The organism is Psychrobacter sp. P11F6 (genome assembly GCF_001435295.1).
Taxonomy (GTDB): Bacteria; Pseudomonadota; Gammaproteobacteria; order Pseudomonadales; family Moraxellaceae; genus Psychrobacter.
On sequence record NZ_CM003594.1, the window covers coordinates 2,775,541 to 2,798,999 of the forward strand.

The following is a 23,459-nucleotide window of genomic DNA, read 5'->3' on the forward strand; positions in this document are numbered from 1 at the left end:
CCAATGCTATTTCTAAATGCCAATAGCGACAATCATTAATCGCAATTAGCTCAGGCGCATTAAGCAAAACACTTTAAATTAATCATAATTTTTATTAATCGAGGAAGTCTCATGTCCTTATTTGCCATTATTGGTCATGACGTGGCCAATAGCAGCGCACAACGTCAGATTACCCGCGCTGAACATGTCGAACGCTTGCAAGCTTTAGATCATGACAATCGACTGATTATCGCTGGTCCAACACCTATCGAGCATGGCAAAGATGAGATGTCAGGCAGCTTAATTATTGCTGACTTTGACTCTGCAGAAGCAGCGCAATCATGGGCGAATGATGAGCCTTACTTACGTGATGGCGTGTACAGTCACGTAGATATCAAACCCTTTATCCATACATTGCCAAAAGCGGATGACAGCGCATCAGCTAAAGTAGCAAAATCGTGATTCAGTGCCTATCTTTGTTAAAAAGTCGCTCTTATCAGCGTAGCATTGTTAGTATGATTTTTATGGCTACTGTTTCAGCACAGGCTGCGCCGACGGTGACAGCTATCGATGTGGCTGATCCAACACTCACGACACCCGTGCCAGCTCAACCAATATCGACCGCTCAACCAACAAAAAACTCAGTGATGAATATCAGCGATACATTGGCGGCGCAATTACAACCATCTGATAAAGCGTTATCCGATGCCAATCAGCAGCTATTAAGCCGTAATGCACAGTTGCAGCGCGAGTTGAATGACTTGCAAACTCAAGTGAATGTTTTGGTCTACGAGAGCAAAGGTCAGCTTTTTTTATACGGTGCATTTACTGTGTTAATTAGCTTACTGGTCGGTATTTTTATTTCTTGGTTGGTGTTTGTCCGCCGTGAACGCTGGTAACTAGTACCACGCGCTTTTTATTGATTTATCTTATGTGACTGTCTATGTCTAAATCCATGTTCGAATCAAAAGATACTGATACATCGTCGACACCCTCTAAAAACACTCAGTCACTAAGCATTCACTCATCAAATATCACCCCTGCCAAGATTGATTGGCAGATGGATGATACGGGTAATAAAGTGCCTGTATCGGGTGAGTTTGGTGATGTTTACTTCTCAAATGCTGATGGTTTAGCGGAATCGCGTCATGTGTTTTTGGCGCACAATCAATTGCCTGAACGACTGACCAATCTTGCACCAAAGCAATGCTTTACGGTTGCTGAATTGGGCTTTGGTACTGGACTGAATTTTCTCGCTACATGGCAGCTATGGCGACAGCTGCGAGATATACACCCTCAATTAGCAACTGCAAAACTGCATTTTATTACCACTGAAAAGTTCCCGATACCCCTTACCGACCTTACCCAAATACTTGCCTTATGGGGACAGCGCGCGCCTGAATTGACAACACTGATTGAGCTATTATTAGCGGCCTATCCGCCTCTTATCGCGGGCTGTCATCGTTTGAGTTTCTTTGATGATAATTTGACTTTTGATATATGGTTGGGTGACGCTGCTGAGAGCTTAGCCAAACTGGCAAATAACTCTTCTAGCTTGCATGCACCTTATGTTGACGCTTGGTTTTTAGATGGTTTTGCGCCCTCTTGCAATAGTACATTGTGGGCGGATAGTATTTTTGCACAAATACAGCGTTTATCACGACCCAATACAACTGCCGCCACCTATAGCTGTGCCGGCATCGTCAAACGTGCGCTGCAAGATTGTGGCTTTCAGATTAAAAAAGTGAAAGGCTTTGGTCGTAAGAACGAAATGCTAACGGCGGTCATGCTAGATACCATAAATTTAACTGACAATAGTAAAGACACCAATAGTAAAGACATCACCTCTTACAATAAAGACATCACCTTTTACAATAATGCTAGCACCGCCGCGCCCGACAACGATAGCCAATCTGCCAAACCCACTGACAACCTGCCCGCCCATAGCATTGTCATTGGCGCTGGCGTTTCGGGGCTATTAACGGCTTGGTCACTGGCCAATCGTGGTATTCAAGTGACTTTGCTAGATAAATCAGCACCTTTGGCGGGCGCATCAGGCAACCCTCGCGCCCTACTTGCCCCCAAGATGACGCCCATTCATCATGTCGACGAACATTTGCATACCATAGGCTATCTCTATAGCAGCAGGCTATATCGATGCCTAAATGTAGACGCTGAAAAATTAGAATTTGTGCCAATACTTGAACCAACGGGCGCTCTTGATCTACTTATGAAAGCCAATATTGGCACAGAGCAAATCGCTGATTATCCCGATGAGATGGCCACCACACTATCCCATGAGCAGGCGCAAACTGTCAGCGGGTTAAAAACACAAGATTTATCAGAGAACTTGTATTTACCACAGTCTGGCTTGGTCAATCCACAAGCATTAAAAGATACTATCCTAATGCATCCGCTCATCCACTTTCAGCAAGTAGAGGTAAAGAGTATTAGCGAAACAGAAGAAAGTGTTTGTATCGAGGGCAATAATCAGGATAAGCAGACGATATCCATTAGCGCTGATAATGTGGTCATTTGCGCAGCTTTTGAGAGTCATCAACTGGACAAGCGTATTTTTGATTGTCGTAAAATTCGCGGTCAGCTTTCTTGGTTTACGCCCACAACCGAGCAGCTCACCATATTGCCCAAAATACCGCTTAAATACAGCGGTTACTGTGCGTTATTTACCGCGCAAACAGGCGATGCACAATTGAACGATGTTGTAGAACAGCACTCTCAGTTTTTATTAGGCGCAAGCTTTATACGCAATGATACCGACATAGATATCCGCACAGAAGAGCATCAGATTAGCCGCGACAAACTAGTGACTGCCATTCCTGAGATGGACTCGATTATTCCAACAGATATTAGTTTGTGGCAAGGACGGGTGGGGATTCGTACGCAAACGCCTGATTACCATCCTATCGTTGGAGCGTTAGCAGACAGCAAACGAACTTGGGTGATGAGTGCCATGGGAGCTAAGGGGTATGCCATCGCACCAATATGTGCTGAAGCGCTAACAGATATGATGTTAGGAACATTTGCCCCCTTATCAACAGCGATGCTTGCGCGCCTGTCGCCAAATCGTACGCGTTTACAAACACCGCTTACTTGAGATTTTTAGTCAAAGGTTTAATCACTGCCTTCCATTCTAGATTTAACCGCGCCAAAAAGTGATTTTCCAGTGTCAGAGTCGCGGGACTCTTGATGACCAATTTTAGTACTACTTTGAGTATCAGTCGTAATCATTGGTGCAGTTAAAGTGCGAATCTGTGCTTCGTCACGGGTGTTTTTTTGGATGGTCACTGCAGCAAATAAACTCATGGTAAATGCCATCATATAAAATCCTTTTTCACTTAAGCTTAAACTTCCCGCATTCATCAAACCAATCGCGATTAGCGCAATGGATAATCCAAGAGCCGCCCAGCTGATTAGATAATACATATTGGTTGTTGGGATACCTTCACTACGATCACGAAGGGTTTTTTGCAAACTAATTGCTGAATAAAGACCTAGCGCCAGCACTGCTATATAATAGCCTTTTTCATTTAATAACATACTCTGTGCATTCCATAAGCCAAGTAAATACGCTAGGACACCCACCAACATCACCGCCCAAGAAGTCCCGACGTAAGCAGTAGTTGGTTTATAAGCGGCTAACTGACTCTTCGTAATCGTGTCATTATTCATCATCTTCCTTAATTAGAAATAGGCAAGCACTTAGTCGTAAGATATATAGTGGTAAGGTACATAATAGCGAGATAAACAGTAGCGAGATACAACTTTTATCGACCGCTATTTTGCCTTAACATAACACAAGCATGTTATATTGTAATCTAAAAACATTTTTTTAATAAATAGCATTTTTTATGACAGAGTCACGACATGTCTTTTTTTACCTTACTCATTTTGCTTAGCCTAATTGTTATTGTGCCCATATTTTTTGTGATGAAAGAAAAGTCTAAGCACACACAGATTGCTTCTATACAGCGGCATCAAGAATACTTGGCTTCTGCAAATCTTGTCGCTACCCAGTCTAAAGCAGGTATGACTGTAAACAACGAGGTAAATCATGAGCGAGCTAACGGGCTCAGCATGATTAACTTTTCAGCTCGACATCCTTTTATCAAGCTACTTTATGACGAGCAAGTACCTAAGACGTTTCGATCTGTGATGGACGATATTGGACAACAATATGAGTCTACCCATCATGAAGAAATCACTGAATCACAGCTATTTACTCTCAATAAACTCATCACCACACGTGTTCCAGAATTGATTGGCGACTACCTTAGCCTCGATCAACATTATGCCAAAACAGTCATTATCGATACCGACAAACAAAATACCAGCTATGACATGGTATTAGATCAATTAAACTCGATTTTAGACTTTTCTCAAAAGCTCAATATCCAAAGCCAAAGTGGCGTTGTAGACAAGCTACTTGCCAGCCGTCGATACTTAGATGACGTGTATAAAGAAAGCGGTATGGCAGCCGACAACCTAAAACTGAAATAATAATGCCTGTAGATAATAAGCAAGAAATTGATAACAATAGCAGATGACGGTCATATTTGACTTTGAGGGTTAAATAATTCTACGTCGTTCACTATATTTAAACAAAAACTCTGCCAATGGGTAGCCGTATGATTATGAAAATCGATGCTCTTACAATTGCAAAATCAAAACCCTATTTTCAGGCGATTTCTGCTATTTTTTTAAGTCTCTCACTATTGAGTGCTTGCCAAAAAACACCAGAGCCTGAGACAGATAACGAAACAATCTCTGAAGCGGCAGTACAAACCACACCCGTGACTAGCAATATTAATGTTGATACGACCGCTGATAATGGTGATGATATCGCAAATTCTGAAGTAAGCTCAGAACAAGATGTAAGCTTAACTAAGCTAGAAAATGACCTTGGTGCAACAGACTCGGTAGCAAACAATACTGCCATAGCACCAAATCCAGAACAAGCCATTAAAGGCGCGCAAATTACTGATGTCCGTTATAAAAATGCGGCTGGTGAATCACTCTCGGTCGTTTTTGAAACCTCGGCAGCAGGCGTACTCAACGCTATCATTAGCCTACCTAATAAACCAAAAATGACACTAAGTGCACCTGAAGGTCAAGGCAATAACCCGACTTATCGATCAAGCGATGGCAGCATCGAGCTGGTCAGTCATGCTGGTGGTGGTACTATCGACCTTGTCCAAAATAACAAAATTACTAGCTTTGATGCAGTCAGTGCCGAAGCAGAAGTCATCACTGAGTAATTGATTAAAAAATACAGCTTAGCACCTTTAAAAAGTTACATAAAAAAATCTCTTGAGCATTAAAAAGGCGACAAATATTTATGATATTTGCCGCCTTTTTAATGCTATTAACTTTTCTCTAGCCAAATCCAGTTACTTTGCCAAACAGACTGACCAGCCAACTGATTACTGCCCACAGTCCCCAACCAACCACCACAATAACGATCAATCCCAACAGATCGGGAATGTGCAAATACAGCCATGCAATGATAGGATTGTGCCAAAAAGCGCCAAAACGGCTACGCTGTTTGTCTTCTAGCGATTGATGCAAAAACGGCCGATCCATGTGCATCGTTTCAGTAATACCATATTCATCGTGCAGATGCTCATGCACGATGCCTAAAGTCTTACGACTGGGGCGAATAAAAATATCGAGCAGCGTGCCAATACCCGGTACGATACCAACGACCATATCAATGAGTGCCAGTCTGACCGCAGGCGTCATTTTATGCGCTGGTACTCCCAGCTGACGCCCTAATACAAAAGCATAGCTGGTTAAAGCCAGTCCCGCTAAATCTCCTGCCAGCGGAATCGTCGAAAGCGCCGCATCTGCACCCATGCCTTGTTTGGTAAAAGGCACACGTACCAGCGAATCCATCGTATTAGCAAACTTAGCCAATTTACGCTCGGTGGCGATCACTTGTTCGCGTGTTAATCCATGCTCAGCTAGCTTTGCTTGATAATCGATGACAGGTGCATTGGCATCAGAAGATTTTTTCGCTTTTGACTTTGAGAGCTTTTTGAAATTATCCATTTAAAGTCGTCCATAGACAAGCGATTGCAATGAGAGCAAAGACGTAACGCCCTACCCATATATTGGCTAAAAACGCCTGAAAACAGGCTCTTGCATTACGAGTAGCACAAGCGCTATTTTGCTTAGCAAACATCATCGCAACTAACGCCAAGCCAAATACTGGCGTCAGGCCTAAGCTTGTCGGTGCAAAGTAATGCCAAATGACCGCGCCCATAATAAGCAAAAACAATGTTTGTAGCAGCGAGATAATAATCACATCATAGCGACCAAATAATATCGCCGTTGATTTGACCCCAATTTTTAAATCATCTTCACGGTCAGCCATAGCATACTGGGTATCATAAGCCACGGTCCAACACATATAAGCGACAAATAACAGCCAACACCATATATCAGGCGCGCCTTGTATCGCCACATACGCCATCGGTATCGCCCAACCAAACGCCGCTGCTAAAAATACTTGCGGCAAATGGGTAAAACGCTTCATAAATGGATAAATGAATGCCAATAACGCTGCGCCAAGCGACCAGTAAAATACGGCTATCGGCAAAAAGAACAGCAAACTGGCACTGAGTAATACCAATACTAAAAAAGCAGCGACTGCTTCTTTAGCAGACAGACGCCCATCAGCTAATGGACGGCCTTTGGTGCGGGTCACATGACCATCGACCTTACGATCGGCAAAATCATTGATCGCGCAACCTGCCGCCCGCATAAAAATTGCGCCAAGCGCAAAAATCACCAACATCTTAAGACTTGGTAGAGCTGCACTTGAACCTTGCTGTTGCGCTTGACCCATCGCCGCCAGCATTACGCCCCATAGCGTTGGCCATAATAATAGCTCAATACCTACTGGTTTATCAAAGCGCGTCAGCTGCAGGTAAGCTTGTAGTTTGTCGTTAAATGTCATGGCTTTTTATTATCATTAATAGAAGGTTTTTTTGTGCGTGTTTGCCTACTTTTTCGGCAGCTCTTATATGAAGTGCTATTACATTGAATTATTAATACATTGGCGAGCTACTGAATTTGCTGCCACAATTTGTTGGCCTCGATGAGCGACAGCTCAGGATATTGTTTGCGTAAGGCTTTAATGGCAGGGATTTTGTCTTTTGGTGCGGCTTGTTGACGCAAAAATGCCACATAATCTTCAGGACGACTGAACTCTTTTAAACGGGCTTCCAACCTTAATATTCGGGTGCGCAAAATGATATTTATTAATAATAATCCTGCACCCATGATCCAAATAATTAGCGTCGACATTCCCTTCTCCTAAATCTAATCACTCTCAATTTTACAAATATGGAGTTGCTAACTGCGCGCTCTAAGCTCAATAACTGAGTCAAATAACTTAGTTCAACAGCTAAGTTCAATCGCTAGGCGCATTTATTATGATGAGAAACGGCTATTAAACAAAATAACCATCAAAGCGTACGGCTTCGTTATGCCAGCTCTCACTTGGTTGTTGATGCGCAAGTAACGGTGCAAATTGCGGACGCTTAACGACCACGCGCCCCTGTATGTTTGTGTTCTGTCCCTTTTGACGGATGACTGCTTGCGCACTTTGTAGCAACTGTTCTTCTTGTTCTAGCGTTGGTGGGCTAGCCAATTGGTGTAAGGCTTGCATATGCTTGCCCACTTTAGCGCCTTTACCCGTTTTGCTATCTTGGTAACTGTCTTCCGGAAACATAGGATCCAGATACACCACATCGACTGCTTTCATATCGATTTCTTTAGTGTCATCTATCGCATCCGCTGCTAGAGTTGCAAAATAGCCAAGCGCATCGGTATTGATAATATGCAGACGGCTCATCAGCTTTTGCCAATTTGCTAGCACACTCATACGCTGCTGTTCTACTAACAATAACAATGCCATCAAGGGCTGTTGCTCGAGCATAATGACCTGTGCGCCCGTACTGGCTAATATCAAGCTGTCATGACCAAAGCCTGCTGTGGCATCGATAACATGACTGTCAGATGTGATTTTGACTGCTTGTAATAATAACTCAGACTTACGCCCCGCACTCACCACACGGCGTTGCAGCTTATCCCATTCTGGTGCAACGCTTAACCCATCGCTCAGCCATGATAGCTTGTTTTTTTCATCCAACAACAATATAGGTTGGGTAGCTGTCTGGCTTAACTGCTGGCGCCGTTTTTGACTAAGCTTATCGGTAAACAGCTCAAGGTGTAAAATAATGGGCAGCTGATGTGCAATGATCAACGCTTGTATATCTGCAACCTGACTATGCTGCGACTCGCTGACATAGTATAGTTGGCAGTGCATAATGTTACTACTCTGTTTGAACCCTTGGCGTGAAGCAGTCATCTCTACTTTCCTATTCGCGGCAGGCTAGACCCAATCCTACAATCGGCTCTAGCCTGCCATTTGATAACCGAAACCCCAAGCCGCTATTAATACAATGATGCCAGTAATAATGCGTAACCACGCAAATATTTTAAAATCGCGACGACTGACCCATTCTACTAGCAAACGGATACAGAGTAAGGCGACGATAAATGACACCACCGTACCTATACCTAATACCAGCCAATCCTCGCTATTGGTTAATACGTCATGATGCTTTAGCAAATCCAATAATGCCGCGCCCACGATGACTGGAATACCCAAAAAGAAAGAAAATTCAGCGGAAGCTTTACGTGAGACGCCGAGCCATAGCGCGCCGATAATTGTCGCGCCTGAGCGTGATGTTCCCGGTATCAATGCCAGACATTGCAGCAGACCAATCATCAACGCGGTTTTTAGGCCGACGTCTTCTGCTTCTTGCGCAATAATCGTTTTCGGGCGATTTTCTACATAGAATATCAATAAACCACCGATAATCAGCATAATGGCCACGACGATGGGATTAAATAAATATGATTTAATCTCATCAGCGAAGGTGAAGCCAACGATCATCACTGGAATAGTCGCCACAATCAAGCTAAGTCCTAGCTGGCGTGGATTACTCATGCCTTCAGCTTTGCCTGTCAGCAGACCCATAAGCGCTTGCCATAGTCTGTCCCAGTAATCATAAATGACCGCTAAGATAGCGCCAAGCTGCACCACTACCACAAATAAATCGACTTTTTCTTTGGTCCAAAAGCCCATCAAATCCGCTGATAAAATCAAGTAGCCAGTGCTAGAGATGGGTAAAAATTCAGTGATACCTTCAACGATACCCATGATAACAGCTTGAATTAATAAAATGATATCCACGATGGCTTTCCTAAATATGGATCTATTGGCTAATAGTGTTTTAGAGTATTTTTATATTTTATATAGCACTGATAATGGCTAGCATTAATATGATGGTTACGCCTTACCTTGCTCTTTGAGCGTTTTCCATGCTTGGTTGCGAAGATACTTTGGTAAAGCTTGCGAGGCTTCTGTGCCGCCTGTCGCCCTAAATTGAGCAATACCAAGCTGCCCTATCACAGTAGCGTCAGGGTGAATATCTGCCTGAATGATCTGACCGTCATGTAATGTTAATAACGGCGCACCATTGCCAGCAATGGGAATATTAAGCACTGTCTGGCTGTCATAATCGAGCAACTGCTCGGTATCTTCGCCATTTTCTTGCTTAACCGCCTGCATAAGGTTGTCTATTAGCACATATTGCCCAAAATAAACTTGCTGCATACGCGCATCAAGGGCGCTATACACTTCGGTCACACCATATTTTTGATACGCCGCTTGCGCAATCGCTTGTAGGCTTGAGACTCCTACACAAGGAATATCATGGGCGACAGACAATGCTTGTACTACTGCCGTATTAATCCGTATGCCACTAAAGGCACCAGGACCACGGTTAAATATCAAGGCTTGTAAATCAGCAAGGTTGAGCTTAGCCTCGGACAAAGCGGCGTCAATCATTGGCAGAATTTGCTGGGTTTGCTGGCGTTTACCCGTCTCCGTATGACTCGATAGCACTTGACCACTGGCATCTAAAATCGCGATCGAACACTGATCAAACACGGTATCCATTGCTAAAAACATCATAACCTCGGCCTATTGACTTAGCATTATAAAACAGCGCCTATCATAGCATTTAGGATAGGCAAATTTTATTAATTTCTAAATTTTCATACTTAATCCATCAATATTTATGGGAACATGACAGGCATAAAAAACCCCAAAGCGACTTACACCTTGGGGTTTTCATTAAGAATTCAATACTATAGCAATCTAAGCATCTATCAATTAAAAACGGGTTTTAAACTTTTTTGGCGCTTGATTCTGCATTTCCTGCATTTGTTTTTGCATCTCTTCGGTGCTTGGCATGTTGTTTGGATCCAGACCCATCTGCTTAGTCATTTGTTGTGGATTCACATCCTTGACGCCGCCTTGCTGACCGCCACCACCAAATAAAGGACCGCCACCGCCGCCACCAGCACCGCCGCCACCCATCAACCCTTGCATCGATTTCATCATTTTACTGATGCCTTCAGGCTTGGAAATCATTTTCATCATTTTTGCCATTTGTTTGTGTTGTTTAAGCAAACGATTGACGTCTTGAATCTCACGACCAGAACCTGCGGCAATACGGCGCTTGCGGCTTGGGTTAATTTTATCGGGATTTTTACGCTCAAATGGCGTCATCGAATTAATCAACGCTTCCATCTCACGTACTTTTTCTTCTGGCTTAGCATCTTCGACCGCTTTTTGCATATCCGAGCCGCCCATACCTGGCATCTTATCTAAGAAGCCTGCCATGCCGCCCATGCTTTTCATTTGCTGAAACTGGGTCAATAGATCCTCAAGGTCGAAATCACCGCCCTTTTGCATCTTTTTCGCCATTTTTTCGGCTTTATCACGGTCGATTTTTTGTTCAACTTCTTCGACCAAACTCAGTACGTCACCCATACCAAGTATACGTTGAGCGATACGTTCAGGATGGAACAGCTCTAACGCGTCTAATTTTTCACCGCGACCTAAAAACTTAATCGGTTTGCCAGTAATCGCACGTACAGAAAGTGCCGCACCGCCGCGCGCATCACCGTCAGTTTTGGTTAAGATGACACCTGTTAATGGCAGCGCATCATTAAAGGCTTTGGCGGTATTTGCCGCATCTTGACCCGTCATCGCATCGACGACAAATAGCGTTTCAGAAGGATTGACCGCTGCAGTTAACGCCTTAATCTCAGCCATCATAGTCTCATCGATAGCCAGACGACCAGCGGTATCAATAATCAAAATATCTTGGTACTGAATCTTTGCTTCTTCGATAGCACGTAAGGCAATATCAATCGGATTTTCGTCGCTACTTGAATTAACAAACTTGGCATTCACTTGACCTGCCACTTGCTCAAGCTGAGCAATCGCCGCTGGACGATAGACGTCAGCGGATACTAGCATCACCTTTTTCTTATGACGCTCTTGTAAAAACTTCGCCAATTTACCGGCCGTCGTGGTTTTACCTGCACCTTGCAAACCAGCCAGTAAATAAACAACTGGTGGCTTACCCGTCATCTCAAGCTGCTGATTGGCACTGCCCATCATTTCGGTCAGTTCGTCATGGACGATTTTGACAAAGGCTTGCCCCGGTGCCAACTCTTTGAGCACTTCCGCACCAAGCGCTTGCTCTTTGACGCGCTTCACAAAGTCACGGGTGACGGGTAGCGCGACGTCGGCTTCTAGTAGCGCCATACGCACTTCACGCAGGGTATCTTTGATGTTGTCTTCGGTCAACTGCCCAGTACCGACGATATTGCGCAGGCTCGACGATAAGCGTTCTGTTAAGGTATCAAACATAAATAACTCTCAGTTAAAATAATTCTTGGTGAAAACAATATTTACTTAAAATAATGCTTACTTAAAACAATACTTAGTGAAACTGGCTTCAGCTTAAATGGCGGATAAATATTATTAGGGAATACTGTAAATTATTTAATCGTATCTTCATAAAAACAATGATAAAAAATAGTCTATTATCAACACTATAGCACCAAGACGACGCCAAAATTATAATGATTTTGCAAATACAGCATTACCAAAGCTTAGCGCAGCGCTTTATGACTTATAGACAATCGCTTTATAAGCTAGGCATATGAGCGCTTATTCAAGCAAACTTGGCCAAGCATTTATAAGGAATAAGCAAGTTGGTGCTCAATTGGCACCCATTTTATGATAAATTGGACGATTATTCTAATCATTCCGATAATACCACTTTAGCATTAAATTGAGCGGCTATTTTACGCTCAGTATGAGATGAGGCATTCTATCTGTGCACTTTGCATTCTTACTTGCTAGCCTAGCCTATATCTTAGTCAGCGCTTACCTTAGTTGGGCACTGACTCGGGATAAGCCTATCCATAAAGGCATCAGCTTGGGATTATTGATGGTCGGCATGCTCGCGCATGCGGCGCTACTTTATCCTTATGTTGTGACGCTTTACGGGCTAAACTTCAATCTTTTTAATATCATTAGCCTAATCAGCTTGTTCTTTTTGTTCTTCTATTTTTTATTTTGTTTATATCGCCCTATTGTCAGTCTGGGCATACTGGCAGCGCCAACAGCATTGGTAGGGTTGACAATTGGCTATATTGGCCGTGCGCCTTATCAACCCATTACAAATATCAGTATTGGGCTTGAAGCTCATATATTACTATCACTTGCCGCCTATTGTGTGCTGCTGATGGCAGCGGTGCAAGCGCTATTTTTACGCCTACAAATACGCGAACTCAAGCACCACTCTATTCATCGTTTTTGGGTGAATAAACTACCGTCACTACAAAGTATGGAGAGTCTATTATTCGATATGCTATTGGTCGGTTTTGTCCTACTAAGTATCGCATTGGGCATTGGCTTTATCTATGTAGAGGATTTGATGGCGCAGCATATTGTGCATAAGACCGTGTTTAGCCTTCTGTCTTGGTTATTGTTTGGGGCGCTACTGGTCGGTAACTGGCGTGCTGGATGGCGGGGCAAACGTGCCGCCAATATGACTATCTATGCTTTTATCCTATTAGCCATTGGCTTTGTGGGCAGCAAGTTTGTGTTAGAGATGCTGATATAAAATCAGCGCTGCAATAGCAATAGGTCCAGAAAAAAGCCGTGAGTATTAATGAATAATACTCACGGCTTTTTTTAACCTTCTGTTAACCAGCACTTCTCAATTTAAAATCGCTCTAATTAAAGGCTAATTAAAAACCACGGTTTTATTACCCGCTACAATCACGCGGTTTTGTACATGCCAGTTCACAGCGCGTGCCAAGACATTACGCTCGATATCACGACCAATAGCGCGCAGCTCCGTCACACCTTGACGGTGAGTGACTCGGTGTACATCTTGCTCAATGATAGGACCTTGATCAAGCTCAGCGGTGACGTAATGCGCGGTCGCGCCGATGAGTTTCACACCTTTATCATAAGCTTGACGATAAGGGTCAGCTCCCACAAATGCAGGCAAAAATGAATGGTGAATATTGATGACTTGCATCGGCCAACGCTTGACAAAATCAGACGACAATATCTGCATATAACGCGCCAACACTAGCAAATCATTACCTTCCATCAGCGTATGAATCTGCTCTTCTGCCTCAGCTTTATTGTCCTTGGTCACTGGCACATGATGGAAAGTAATACCGAAGTTCTCTACCGATTGGCGCAAGTCTTCGTGATTACTAACGACAGAGGTAATCTCGCAATCAAGTAAACCGCGCTGATGTCGCCATAACAAATCCAGCAATGCATGATCAAACTTCGACACTAAAATGCCAACTTTCGTCTTGATCGCATTAGCATGTAAACGCCAAGCCATGTTATGGCGCTTGGCTACCGTATGCCCAAAGCTGGCTTCAAAATTCTCAATAATCTCGCTCAATCCTGCCAAAGCAAACTCTAAACGCATAAAATATTGACCACCCTCATGAGCAGTTGAATACTGATCGAGAGTGATGATATTAGCGCCATAGCGATGGATAAACTCAGATACCGCTTGGACAATACCGGCTTGATCACGGCATTTAATCAATAGCGTGGCAGTATCGATTGTCGTCTTATTAGACAGGTTATTAGATAGTTTATGAGATGAGTTTTTTGCTGAAGTAATCGTTGCAGTGTCTGACATAGTGCGCCCAATCAAAAAATTAAACTTGCTACTGACTTTCAATACGGTCATTAGCATAGGAAACCGACTATTCTAATCGCTTTTACCTAACTTTGCTGATTGAGTTGGTTGTATTTCGTTATTGAGGTTATAAATACGAAACCCCCAACGCGTGGTTGGGGGTTTTTAATACTAGAAAAGACTACTAGTTGGCTTCAAAACAAGTATTGTAAATCCCAAATGGACTAACCCAGTTAGGACGTATTGGCTCACTAATATCAACATCATCTATTAGAACTGGGAAACCTATAGTACGAGACTGCTGTGACTCACTACCATCTACGCTAGTATTAACGGTAACTTTTGCTTTATACCATTCTGCATACTCTTTTGGATAGCGTATCGAGAAATCAACTTTACCAAATTGGTCAGTAGTAAAATTAAAGTTTTGGCTAGAGTTTACTTCATTGCCATCTTTATCGAGCACTGCTGCGACGTTGATAGGATCTAATTGACCATTCCCATTAACATCTTCTCCAATATCTAAGATACCATTATTATTGGTGTCTTCATTATTACAAGAAACAGGAAAGCCATATCTGTCAGCTGCTGGATCAGTAACTATAGGGAACAAAAGAGCACGACGATCCCAAACTTTATCAAGTATTTGATTTATACCAACAAAAAACTCACCTTTTATGTAGCTGCTAGGGTTCAAGTTGATCGATACTGGCTGATTAATTGCTGGCTTACCTGTACTGTTGAGGACACTGATTGAACCCTTTTGGAAATAATAGACCTGACGCTCACCAGCAGAAACCTTATCCGCAAAAGCAAAACTGATAAATGTTGATTTCGTTTGTACAGAAATTTCTGTAGTCTTTCTAAGATTTTTGTCTGGGTCGTTTACTTTGAGTTCAGTCTTGTCTGGCAATTGGAGGAAATTTACCTCGGCTTCAATGATTACGCCATCGGTCTGAGTTGGATTCTGGCCGGCATTATAGGTCACCCTTGCCAAACCACTTGCATCAGTATAAGCAACCCCTTGGCCTAAGCTACCGCCAGAAGAATCTTTGATCGTCGTGAACTGTACGATGGCGTTTTTGACTGGCGCATCATTGGCATCCAATACACGAGCAATGACTTCAGTAGCGCCGCCAACACTAAGAACAGAACGCTCAGTCTGTAATAGCAATTTAGTTGGGCTAACTGATACAAAGCTTAGTACAGTTTGCTTAGTATTATCTGGCTGTCCTACACTTCTATGTGTTGCTGTTATCGTGGCGCTATCAGGCACACTTGATTCGATGAAGAACTCAACCTTTTTATTCGTTACGGTTAATATGCGACGAGAGCTACCTGCAGTCTGCGCTTCTCCCATACTTGCAAAAACCTTACCTTTATTGGTGATGATAACTACGCTTTCGCCATTCGCTCCATCTGGGACGTTAAGCGTTACTTTCGTTCTATTATTAACTTTAATATCAGTAATTTGTTCAAAATTCATACTTGAGCTGACAGTAGATCCTACCGTCAATATATTAGAAATACGCTGACTACTCTCAGTACCCTTAATCTCAAGACTAAATACATAACTGTCATCATCTGAAGTTTTTAACGTAGCAGAGTTTAAATCAAATCTAAAATTACCATTATTGTCAGTACTACCAGTACTTACTTCTACGTTATTATTATATAACACTACATTTGCACGATTGATAGGCTTCGCTGCACCGTCAAGAATTTGCCCAGATACTGAGAAATTCTCTCCTGTACTTACTATGTTTTTGGAAGACACCACATTACTCGCACGAGTACCTGACACTATAATAGGAAAACTTTGCTCAACGATACTATTCTTTTCATCATCAACAACGATGGTTAGTAGACTCTCATGATTTAATTGAGCGTCGATACTTACTCTGCTCTGTACTAGCTGAACAGCGATAAGCCCCTGCTCATTAGTGACTTGCTTAGAAGGACTGCTTAGAGACAAACCATATAATGCAGCATCAGTGATGCCTATAATCACAGGAACACCTGCAACAATACCGCCTTTTTTATCAGTAACTCTAATATTTACTGTTGCTGTATCTGCACCGGTCAATAACTCAGTTTTATCAGATGAAATAAACACATCATAAACATCATCTTTTTGAGTATTGGTATTATTTTCTTTTCCGAATAGGGTGATAGATTGCTGAATGCCATCAACGCTAACTTCTACTGTTAAACCAGTTTTAATAAGGAAATCACTTTGAGCAGCAGTCAACTTATTTGTTGCTTGCAGCTCAATAACTGCCCTACCTTTTTCGTCAGTAACAACTCTAGAGCTAGAAGTGCTAAACAGCCCTGTAGCTTTAGGATCAGTGATCTTAAAGGTAACGGTCTTATTGTCTAACACACCGTTATTCTCATCTAGTATAAGCGCCTCTATTTTTATAGAAGTGTCTTTTGCCATATTTACGTTAATACTAGTATAGTTAGATAATATGTATATTTCGCTTGCTTTAATCGTTGACTCTTCTTGATCGCCTGAACCTTGATCACCAGGATTTTGATTATCAGGAACTACTGGAACCAATCCAATATCAGGCGCTGGTGCAACAGAATCCACAGTATCACCGCCACCACCACATCCAGCTAGAGTTAGTGATATTGTTAACGCCGTAAGCTGAAATAATTTAGAGGTAAAAGGTAATGAGCTATATGACATGTTTTGGACTCCGCGTCAGCAGTAATTTATTCGAGCAAATAAACAAAAATCATTACACAGAATCATAATAGATTGGTAATGATACATAGATTTACATTAACACTCGTTGTATTAACAGATTGTATTAAATATATAACAGCAACTTTACTGACTTTTGTCATAACTTACAACTAAAAATTAATTTTTACTATTAAATAATCAACAACATAGCCAGTGAATTTCAGGGTATAATAGCCATCCTTTAGATCGACAATAATCATAAAAATATTTGAGTATTCATCACTTTTATGGTATAAATGTCGGCTTTAAAATTTTCTGAATTGGTACGCTTGTTATTTGCCTTTAGATAACAGCAATATCAACTCAACATTCATATAGTTTTGTTTGGTGCAAAGCTGCCGCTTGCTGTGTCCATGCCGCAAAAACGTGCAACTTGCCCAGACTGGTATGAGAAAAACTCATACCTCATAGATTAGGAGTTCGCCATGTCTCGAGTTTGCCAAGTGACTGGAAAGCGCCCTATGGTGGGTAATAATGTTTCGCACGCAAACAACAAAACCCGTCGTCGCTTTCTACCAAACCTTCATAACCATCGTTTTTGGGTAGAGTCTGAAAATCGTTTTGTACGTCTACGTGTGTCTACCAAAGGTATGCGCACTATTGACAAACTTGGTATCGATAAAGTGTTAGCAGATATGCGCGCACAAGGTCAAAAAGTATAAGTTAAGACTGGCAGCTTAATATCTCGATAATTTTCGTCATTTAAGCTGCTTTTCTGCTGCATCTTATGTAGCTACTTAATATTTTAGATCCGTACCTATCGTTTGAAGACCCCTCATTTACAGGAAAGCTATCATGAGAGATAAAATTAAATTAGTATCAACAGCTGGTACTGGGTATTACTACACCACTACTAAAAACAAACGCACTATGCCTGGCAAAATGGAAATGAAGAAATTCGATCCAAAAATTCGCCAGCACGTGATGTTTAAAGAAGCTAAGATCAAATAATTGCTATAATTTATAGAATATATTTTCATAAATACTTTCTATATAGAAGTTATTTGAAAAAAAAGGGTATATCAATTGATATACCCTTTTTTATGCTTGCTACTTTTTATGATGATTATTTTAATTGACTACTACTAACCAGCTTAACAGTAACCCAGCTCATCACTAACTATAGTGCGTCGGCTCTTTGTCATAAACATGCGCATGCCATTGGCTCATCTGCTTTTGCATAATGACCTGAATCGCGGCATGAATCATATGCTGACCTATCGCTTGGGTGTCACTACCGAGCAGCTCTTTAAGCTTTTCAGAAAAATCAATGGTCATCAGCGGCGCTTCGTCTTGTTCCGCGTCACGTAACAATAAGCGACCATCTTCTGCCTCTACCAACTCAAGGGTAGTCTCTTTGGCAAATCCTGCAAATTGATCCGTACTTTCGTTATCTACTTCTATATCATTATCGATATCGTATGGCATGAATTGGTTCCTCATTGTCCCGTCTAATACTTGCAAGAAAAATCGCGCACCGCAACATTATTGTTTTACAGTAATACGGGTAAAACTATCTTAGTCATACAATGGACGCTTTGGTCTTGAAATTCAAGGCTTGTCACATAAGTCTTCTACATAAAGGCTCTTTGGGTGTGCTATCACTGATAGTATTAGCGCCAGTAGCGTAATTTTGCCACAGTAAATAAGAAGGCAACAAACATACCGAGATAGTACATGAGCTTTAACTCTAATGTCGGATCTCGATATTTAAACGGTAAGGCTACAGTGGCGGTGGCGGTCGGAAATATCAACAGCATAAGCAGCCAGTTTTCGATGACATTGAGCCAGCCTTGTAAATCAGTACCGTTACGTAATGATGCCAGTCCTAGCAGCAAACAGGCGATAATTAAGCTGGTGAATAAGCCATTGGGTAGGTCTTTTGGATAGATGATATTGGCAATCTTGGTCGGTATGATTCTCATGTAAAATTCCAGTCACGCTTGTAGCGCGTGACTTAATAATTAAAAATTGTATAAAAATAGCCTATCATAAATATTGCAATGCACTATTTACCAAACAGCTTTATCTCTGCTCATAAGACTCTAACTGTAAGTACCCATCAACCATAGCATCGATATACAAGATGTCAAATAGCCCAAGCTAATAGCATTCCAGCTCTCTATATGCATGCCTTTAACTTTGTTAAGTATTTTCGAACCTAGCCAAAAAAACAGGGGAATGCCCAACATAAATGCAGGCACAATGACCGCAGCATGACGTAATACTTCACCAGTATCATCACCGACCATTAGGCGAAAGCCGTAACCCGCCAGACTTAGAACCAAGGCAAATACAGCCAAGCCAATAGTAATACCCTTTGGCACCAAGCTGCGTTGCTGTGTCTCATTCTGAATTGGCTGCTCAGTGCTTTGCTCTGACTCAGGTGATTCTGACGAATTGATTGAGTTTTTTGTGTCCATATTTCACCTTTACGTAACTTGCCGTTATGCATCGTTATCCGTTATACAGCACATTTTGCTACTATTCTTTTATGACGAAAATGACTGATCAACGTATTTACCAATCACATAAGACTGAGGTTATTCGTTACCATTAGCCAAAGCCAGCTCAGCACGCATAGCATCAATAGCCACTTTATAGTCATCTTGGCTAAAGATCGCCGACCCTGCCACAAACATATCAGCACCCGCTTCGGCAATGGCTCGGATATTACTGGCTTTGATACCGCCATCTACTTCTAATCTGATATCACGACCACTGGTGATGATGCGCTGACGGACTTGGCGCACTTTTTCTAACGTCCCTTCAATAAATGACTGACCGCCAAAACCTGGGTTGACGCTCATCAATAAAATTTGATCTACCTTGTCCATCACATAGTCTAAATAATGTAATGGCGTTGCTGGATTCAATACTAAACCACATTCAGCACCGCCATCTTTGATCAGTTGTAAAGAGCGATCAATATGCCCACTGGCTTCTGGATGAAAAGTGATAACACTCGCACCTGCTTCCAAAAACTGCTCAATCATGCCGTCAACTGGCGAGACCATCAAATGCACATCGATTGGTGCATCAATCCCATAATCACGTAGCGCCTTACAAATCATACTGCCAAAGGTGAGATTGGGTACATAATGGTTGTCCATTACATCAAAATGAATCACATCAGCACCTGATTCCAACACCCTTTCAACTTCTTCACCTAGACGTGCAAAATCAGCTGAGAGTATTGATGGAGCGATAAGATAAGGTTTAGAAGGAATAATCATAGTTAAGCTACCTGATTCTGTTGAAATAAAATACGAATAAAATAAAAAGAAACTAAGGACTGGCTTAAAAAACTGAGCCTTTAAAGCAATAATATTAAGAACTCAAACCACTAGCGCTGCTTATACTGGGTTTTGCAATAAGCACGACCGACATCGAAGCCTCGCTTAGCTTGATGTTTGGTCGCGCGATTACTGACACGCTGACGCCATAAGCGAAAAGATGACGGCTTTAGCGTTTGGCGCATCAGCTTAATCACGCCTGCTTCATTGAGACCATAGCTATGCTCTATCGCCGCAAACGGTGTTCTGTCCTCCCACGCCATTTCTATTACTCGTGAGATTTGCGCGTCATCTAGCACTTTATCACCCGACTCATTGACTACAGTTGCGATAAGCTCATCTGAACGTGTCTGTCTGTCATTTGATTCAGTACTAATATCAGCATGCTGATTATTTTTTAGAGCCGCGGTCATATCGGCTTGCATGGTCGCAAGCGATGACTGAACGGTTTGCTGCTTACAAGCCAAACCATCGACTACTAATGCTGTCAGATTACTTACCATAAAACCTTACCTTTAAAGATGCTTAACAGATATTCAGTCAACTTTCATTTTATATCAATAAGTACGCTTGACTAAATAATCAGCGTAACTGTCTGTCAATTTATCGATCAGATCATCATTCTAATACTGGACTTAGCTCATTTGCGCCATACGCCAGTGATGTTCAATATGATCGTTAATCACCGTTTGAATAAAATAGTAGCTATGATCGTGACCTGCCTGATAACGCAAGGTTAAGGGCTGATTGGCTTTGTCACAAGCGAGTTGCAATTGGGTGGTTTGCAGTTGACCCTCTGCTAAAAAATTATCAGCCGCGCCTTGATCCACCAAGATACTTGCATACTGCTGCCCTGATTTTTCAATCATCTGCGCAGCATCTGCCTGCGCCCATCGAGATTTATCATCGCCGAAGTATTCTGTATAAGCGGCTTGCCCCCATGCCGACTCACTGGCCGCGCACACAGGCGATAAAGCTGAGACACTCACAAACTTGCCTGGAAACTTAAAGCCCAATAGTAATGCTCCGTGACCGCCCATCGAATGCCCTGTCACGCCGATACTATCAATAGGAAATTCTGAGCGTAACAAGTCATATAACTCATCAACGATGTAGCTTTGCATATTAAAATGCTCTGACCAAGGTGCTTGCGTCGCATCGACGTAATAGCTGGCACCCTGACCGACAAAATAGCGGTCGTCGTTTGGCACATCGCTGTCATCACTACTTCGAGGTGATGTATCAGGGGCGATAAATATCATACCAAGCTCGCTACATTTTTGCTGAAAATGCGCTTTGTGGGTGACGTTATCAGCATTACAAGTGAGACCTGATAAGTATAGAATCGCAGGGCAGCGACGACCAGCAAGCGCTTCATCTGGCAGATAAATGCTAAAGGTCATCGGCGTTTTGGTCGATAATGATTGATGGCTATAGTAATGCTGCTCACCATCGAAACAGCGGTTGACGCTGATCTGCGTGATTTTTGAGTTGGTAGATAAACTGTGTTTATAAGAGTTGTTCATAAGCGACATCCTTTTTATCCAAAGTAAAGTACACGATGACTTATAAAAAGCATTGGTAAAGTAATACTAGTACTTCTCCAAACTCACTTAGTACTCAATCATTATACCATTCACAAGAATTAAAGTAGTAAGGAAAGCGAGTGTCAGTATTACAGATTCTAGACTGAACGAGCTTAATACGGCTCATCGTGATTTTTGGGTTGCGGGTTTTGGATTTACTGTTAGTTGTTAATTGGCAGTGATCGCAGTATTAGCCACTGGCTGACCAGAAGCACTATCCTCTGCGATATTAATGGCGATAGAATCACTGTCATTAATAATGCTGGCGACTGGTGGTCGAGTTTTATCAAACAATACTTGTTCAAATGCTGGCAAAGCAGTCTCCATCAGACTACCAATCACCATCTGCGGCTCTGATGGTTCAAAACCCATCGCACTTTCACGCTCATTCACACGCAAACGGGCATCTTTAAAGGCAGATTCAAAACTAGTATTGCTACGCAGGCTTTCAGCAAAAAACGCTTGCCCAAAATAGGTCATCTCAGCAGTATTGGTACAGCCAAACGATGCCTTATCCACCGCTGATGCGGTAATCACCACCGTGGTTGGAGAGGCCAATTCATCGATAAATGAGCCTGAATAGCAGGCAGATACCACAATCACCCGCCAGCGAATACCTGAAGCGTCTAGCGCCTCCCGTAACCATGCGGCGTCTAGATTCTCCATTGCTAATGGTGGATTTGCTAATTGAATGATATTTTCGTTGCCGTGTGAAGACAAGGTTAGGAATAACACATCCTCATCGGCATTCATCTGCTGACCAATTTTCTTTAATCCACGCAGAATGCTGGTTTTGGTAGCGATTGGCTCATCAAGCCAACTATAAGTATTGTTGATCAACGAGAGTGAATGTCCACTAGTGCCAAAACGCACATCGAATAGCTCACGCACTTTATTAATCTCAGAGCGAAAAACATCTTGGCCAGAGAATCCTGCCACACCCATAAAATACCAGTCGGTCTTGCCTGAAGTACTGGGATCGATACTATTTAATGCTTGCTGTAACAAACGAGGTTGCTCATATAATGCTGCTTCTGCTAAAACAGGCTCTACAGGAATCTGCTTAAATATAGGCTGGTCCGCGACATTACGCTGCCAAATCGTCAACAGTGCGACTGCACCTACCAATACAATGACCCGCTCCCACCACGGTATGCGTAGACGACGAGAAAAAATCCATAATAACGCCAAGGTCTGCCATAAAAACAGCACCAAAAACAGTATGGGTAAAAGTGAATAGCTCCAATCTGGCAACCAACCATAACTGCCCAAAAACTGCACCAAACTTTGTAATAATGCAGATAAGGTATCAGCCACTAACCACAATACCACGGGCACAAACACCAACGTTTGATTGCCAGAACGCCGTGCCAAAATGATGCCGCCCAATAAAATTATCATCGGCCAAATCAAGTAGCTGACCAACCCTTGCTCATTAAAGATACTGCCATTTTCCGCGGCTAACCAAGAAAACAGTACATTACTACCGAGTGCCAATAGTGCAAATACGGCAAACTGGATAAAGGTAGGTTTTACCCAAGAAAACGCGCGCGTCGACCCCACTAGCATCCACAAGGTTGCAATAATATTGGCAGCGAAATTGAGCGAAAAACGCTGAAGCGATACGGTTTTTAACGACGCAAGTGACAAAGACTTAAACCTCTAGCCAGTCGAGAAAAGAAAGTGAGTTGATGATGATTTTTGG

Annotated in this window: 25 protein-coding genes; 8 read left to right on the top strand and 17 right to left on the bottom strand. The window is 42.4% G+C overall.

Going from position 1 to position 23,459, the window contains the following annotated elements:
• Positions 1–111 precede the first annotated feature (111 nt).
• From AK822_RS11425 to mnmC, 3 genes are all read left to right on the top strand, one after another.
• Positions 112–441 carry a YciI family protein gene (locus tag AK822_RS11425; protein ID WP_060491735.1) on the top strand — a complete coding sequence of 110 codons (330 nt, stop codon included), beginning with the start codon at positions 112–114 and terminating at the stop codon, positions 439–441.
• Between the two features lie 62 nt (positions 442–503).
• Positions 504–878 carry an SH3 domain-containing protein gene (locus AK822_RS11430; protein WP_227676030.1) on the top strand — a complete coding sequence of 125 codons (375 nt, stop codon included), beginning with the start codon at positions 504–506 and terminating at the stop codon, positions 876–878.
• 44 nt (positions 879–922) lie between these two features.
• Positions 923–3,094, top strand: coding sequence for an FAD-dependent 5-carboxymethylaminomethyl-2-thiouridine(34) oxidoreductase MnmC1 (gene mnmC / locus AK822_RS11435; protein WP_087945644.1), 2,172 nt, complete (start codon positions 923–925; stop codon positions 3,092–3,094).
• A gap of 17 nt (positions 3,095–3,111) precedes the next feature.
• On the opposite strand, the gene yiaA is transcribed toward mnmC, so the two are convergent.
• Positions 3,112–3,669: an inner membrane protein YiaA gene (gene yiaA / locus AK822_RS11440; RefSeq protein WP_055124683.1), complete on the bottom strand. Its 558-nt coding sequence runs from the start codon at positions 3,667–3,669 to the stop codon at positions 3,112–3,114.
• Positions 3,670–3,864: 195 nt separating this feature from the next.
• Between yiaA and AK822_RS11445 the strand changes: the two genes are divergently transcribed.
• A complete protein-coding gene (locus tag AK822_RS11445) occupies positions 3,865–4,497 on the top strand; it encodes a hypothetical protein (protein ID WP_060491736.1) in 633 nt (210 codons plus the stop codon).
• A gap of 128 nt (positions 4,498–4,625) precedes the next feature.
• On the top strand, positions 4,626–5,255 hold the full coding sequence (locus AK822_RS11450) for a hypothetical protein (protein ID WP_228139022.1): 630 nt from the start codon (positions 4,626–4,628) through the stop codon (positions 5,253–5,255).
• 118 nt (positions 5,256–5,373) lie between these two features.
• Here the strand turns inward: AK822_RS11450 and AK822_RS11455 are convergent, their stop codons facing one another.
• From AK822_RS11455 to ffh, 7 genes are all read right to left on the bottom strand, one after another.
• A complete protein-coding gene (locus tag AK822_RS11455) occupies positions 5,374–6,048 on the bottom strand; it encodes a DUF4112 domain-containing protein (RefSeq protein ID WP_060491737.1) in 675 nt (224 codons plus the stop codon).
• The gene (gene ubiA, locus AK822_RS11460; RefSeq protein ID WP_060491738.1) at positions 6,041–6,958 is read right to left on the bottom strand and encodes a 4-hydroxybenzoate octaprenyltransferase; all 918 of its coding nucleotides are present in this window, start codon (positions 6,956–6,958) and stop codon (positions 6,041–6,043) included. Before ubiA ends, AK822_RS11455 begins: the two co-directional genes overlap by 8 nt.
• Before the next feature lie 107 nt (positions 6,959–7,065).
• Positions 7,066–7,308, bottom strand: coding sequence for a hypothetical protein (locus AK822_RS11465; protein ID WP_060491739.1), 243 nt, complete (start codon positions 7,306–7,308; stop codon positions 7,066–7,068).
• 145 nt (positions 7,309–7,453) lie between these two features.
• Complete coding sequence (locus AK822_RS11470; protein ID WP_060491740.1) at positions 7,454–8,374, bottom strand: class I SAM-dependent methyltransferase; 921 nt, start codon at positions 8,372–8,374, stop codon at positions 7,454–7,456.
• A 48-nt stretch (positions 8,375–8,422) separates the two neighbouring features.
• The gene (locus AK822_RS11475; RefSeq protein ID WP_060491741.1) at positions 8,423–9,265 is read right to left on the bottom strand and encodes an undecaprenyl-diphosphate phosphatase; all 843 of its coding nucleotides are present in this window, start codon (positions 9,263–9,265) and stop codon (positions 8,423–8,425) included.
• Positions 9,266–9,361: 96 nt separating this feature from the next.
• Entirely contained in the window at positions 9,362–10,045 is a 684-nt protein-coding gene (gene tsaB, locus AK822_RS11480) for a tRNA (adenosine(37)-N6)-threonylcarbamoyltransferase complex dimerization subunit type 1 TsaB (protein ID WP_060492298.1), read from the bottom strand.
• A gap of 204 nt (positions 10,046–10,249) precedes the next feature.
• Entirely contained in the window at positions 10,250–11,800 is a 1,551-nt protein-coding gene (gene ffh / locus AK822_RS11485; RefSeq protein WP_060491742.1) for a signal recognition particle protein, read from the bottom strand.
• Positions 11,801–12,272: 472 nt separating this feature from the next.
• Between ffh and AK822_RS11490 the strand changes: the two genes are divergently transcribed.
• Complete coding sequence (locus AK822_RS11490; protein WP_055124689.1) at positions 12,273–13,064, top strand: cytochrome C assembly family protein; 792 nt, start codon at positions 12,273–12,275, stop codon at positions 13,062–13,064.
• Between the two features lie 123 nt (positions 13,065–13,187).
• Here the strand turns inward: AK822_RS11490 and purU are convergent, their stop codons facing one another.
• Positions 13,188–14,117, bottom strand: a complete 930-nt coding sequence (gene purU / locus AK822_RS11495; protein ID WP_087945720.1) for a formyltetrahydrofolate deformylase — start codon at positions 14,115–14,117, stop codon at positions 13,188–13,190.
• A 184-nt stretch (positions 14,118–14,301) separates the two neighbouring features.
• Complete coding sequence (locus AK822_RS11500) at positions 14,302–16,812, bottom strand: Ig-like domain-containing protein (RefSeq protein WP_060491743.1); 2,511 nt, start codon at positions 16,810–16,812, stop codon at positions 14,302–14,304.
• A gap of 485 nt (positions 16,813–17,297) precedes the next feature.
• Here AK822_RS11500 and rpmB point away from each other — a divergent pair, with 485 nt between their 5' ends.
• Together rpmB and rpmG are read left to right on the top strand one after the other, a co-directional pair.
• On the top strand, positions 17,298–17,534 hold the full coding sequence (gene rpmB / locus AK822_RS11505; RefSeq protein ID WP_010201401.1) for a 50S ribosomal protein L28: 237 nt from the start codon (positions 17,298–17,300) through the stop codon (positions 17,532–17,534).
• Between the two features lie 133 nt (positions 17,535–17,667).
• On the top strand, positions 17,668–17,823 hold the full coding sequence (rpmG, locus tag AK822_RS11510; protein ID WP_045444249.1) for a 50S ribosomal protein L33: 156 nt from the start codon (positions 17,668–17,670) through the stop codon (positions 17,821–17,823).
• 165 nt (positions 17,824–17,988) lie between these two features.
• Here the strand turns inward: rpmG and AK822_RS11515 are convergent, their stop codons facing one another.
• From AK822_RS11515 to AK822_RS11545, 7 genes are all read right to left on the bottom strand, one after another.
• Entirely contained in the window at positions 17,989–18,300 is a 312-nt protein-coding gene (locus AK822_RS11515) for a hypothetical protein (protein WP_045444246.1), read from the bottom strand.
• A gap of 185 nt (positions 18,301–18,485) precedes the next feature.
• Positions 18,486–18,797 (bottom strand): hypothetical protein, encoded by a 312-nt coding sequence (locus tag AK822_RS11520; protein WP_045444243.1) that lies wholly within the window; start codon positions 18,795–18,797, stop codon positions 18,486–18,488.
• Positions 18,798–18,917: 120 nt separating this feature from the next.
• The gene (locus AK822_RS11525) at positions 18,918–19,295 is read right to left on the bottom strand and encodes a hypothetical protein (protein ID WP_227676610.1); all 378 of its coding nucleotides are present in this window, start codon (positions 19,293–19,295) and stop codon (positions 18,918–18,920) included.
• 120 nt (positions 19,296–19,415) lie between these two features.
• Entirely contained in the window at positions 19,416–20,108 is a 693-nt protein-coding gene (gene rpe, locus AK822_RS11530; protein WP_060491744.1) for a ribulose-phosphate 3-epimerase, read from the bottom strand.
• A gap of 110 nt (positions 20,109–20,218) precedes the next feature.
• Entirely contained in the window at positions 20,219–20,500 is a 282-nt protein-coding gene (locus AK822_RS15210; RefSeq protein ID WP_372886402.1) for a TIGR03643 family protein, read from the bottom strand.
• A gap of 303 nt (positions 20,501–20,803) precedes the next feature.
• Positions 20,804–21,694, bottom strand: coding sequence for an S-formylglutathione hydrolase (fghA, locus tag AK822_RS11540; RefSeq protein ID WP_060491745.1), 891 nt, complete (start codon positions 21,692–21,694; stop codon positions 20,804–20,806).
• A 228-nt stretch (positions 21,695–21,922) separates the two neighbouring features.
• The gene (locus AK822_RS11545; protein WP_060491746.1) at positions 21,923–23,404 is read right to left on the bottom strand and encodes a C13 family peptidase; all 1,482 of its coding nucleotides are present in this window, start codon (positions 23,402–23,404) and stop codon (positions 21,923–21,925) included.
• Positions 23,405–23,459: the final 55 nt, after the last annotated feature.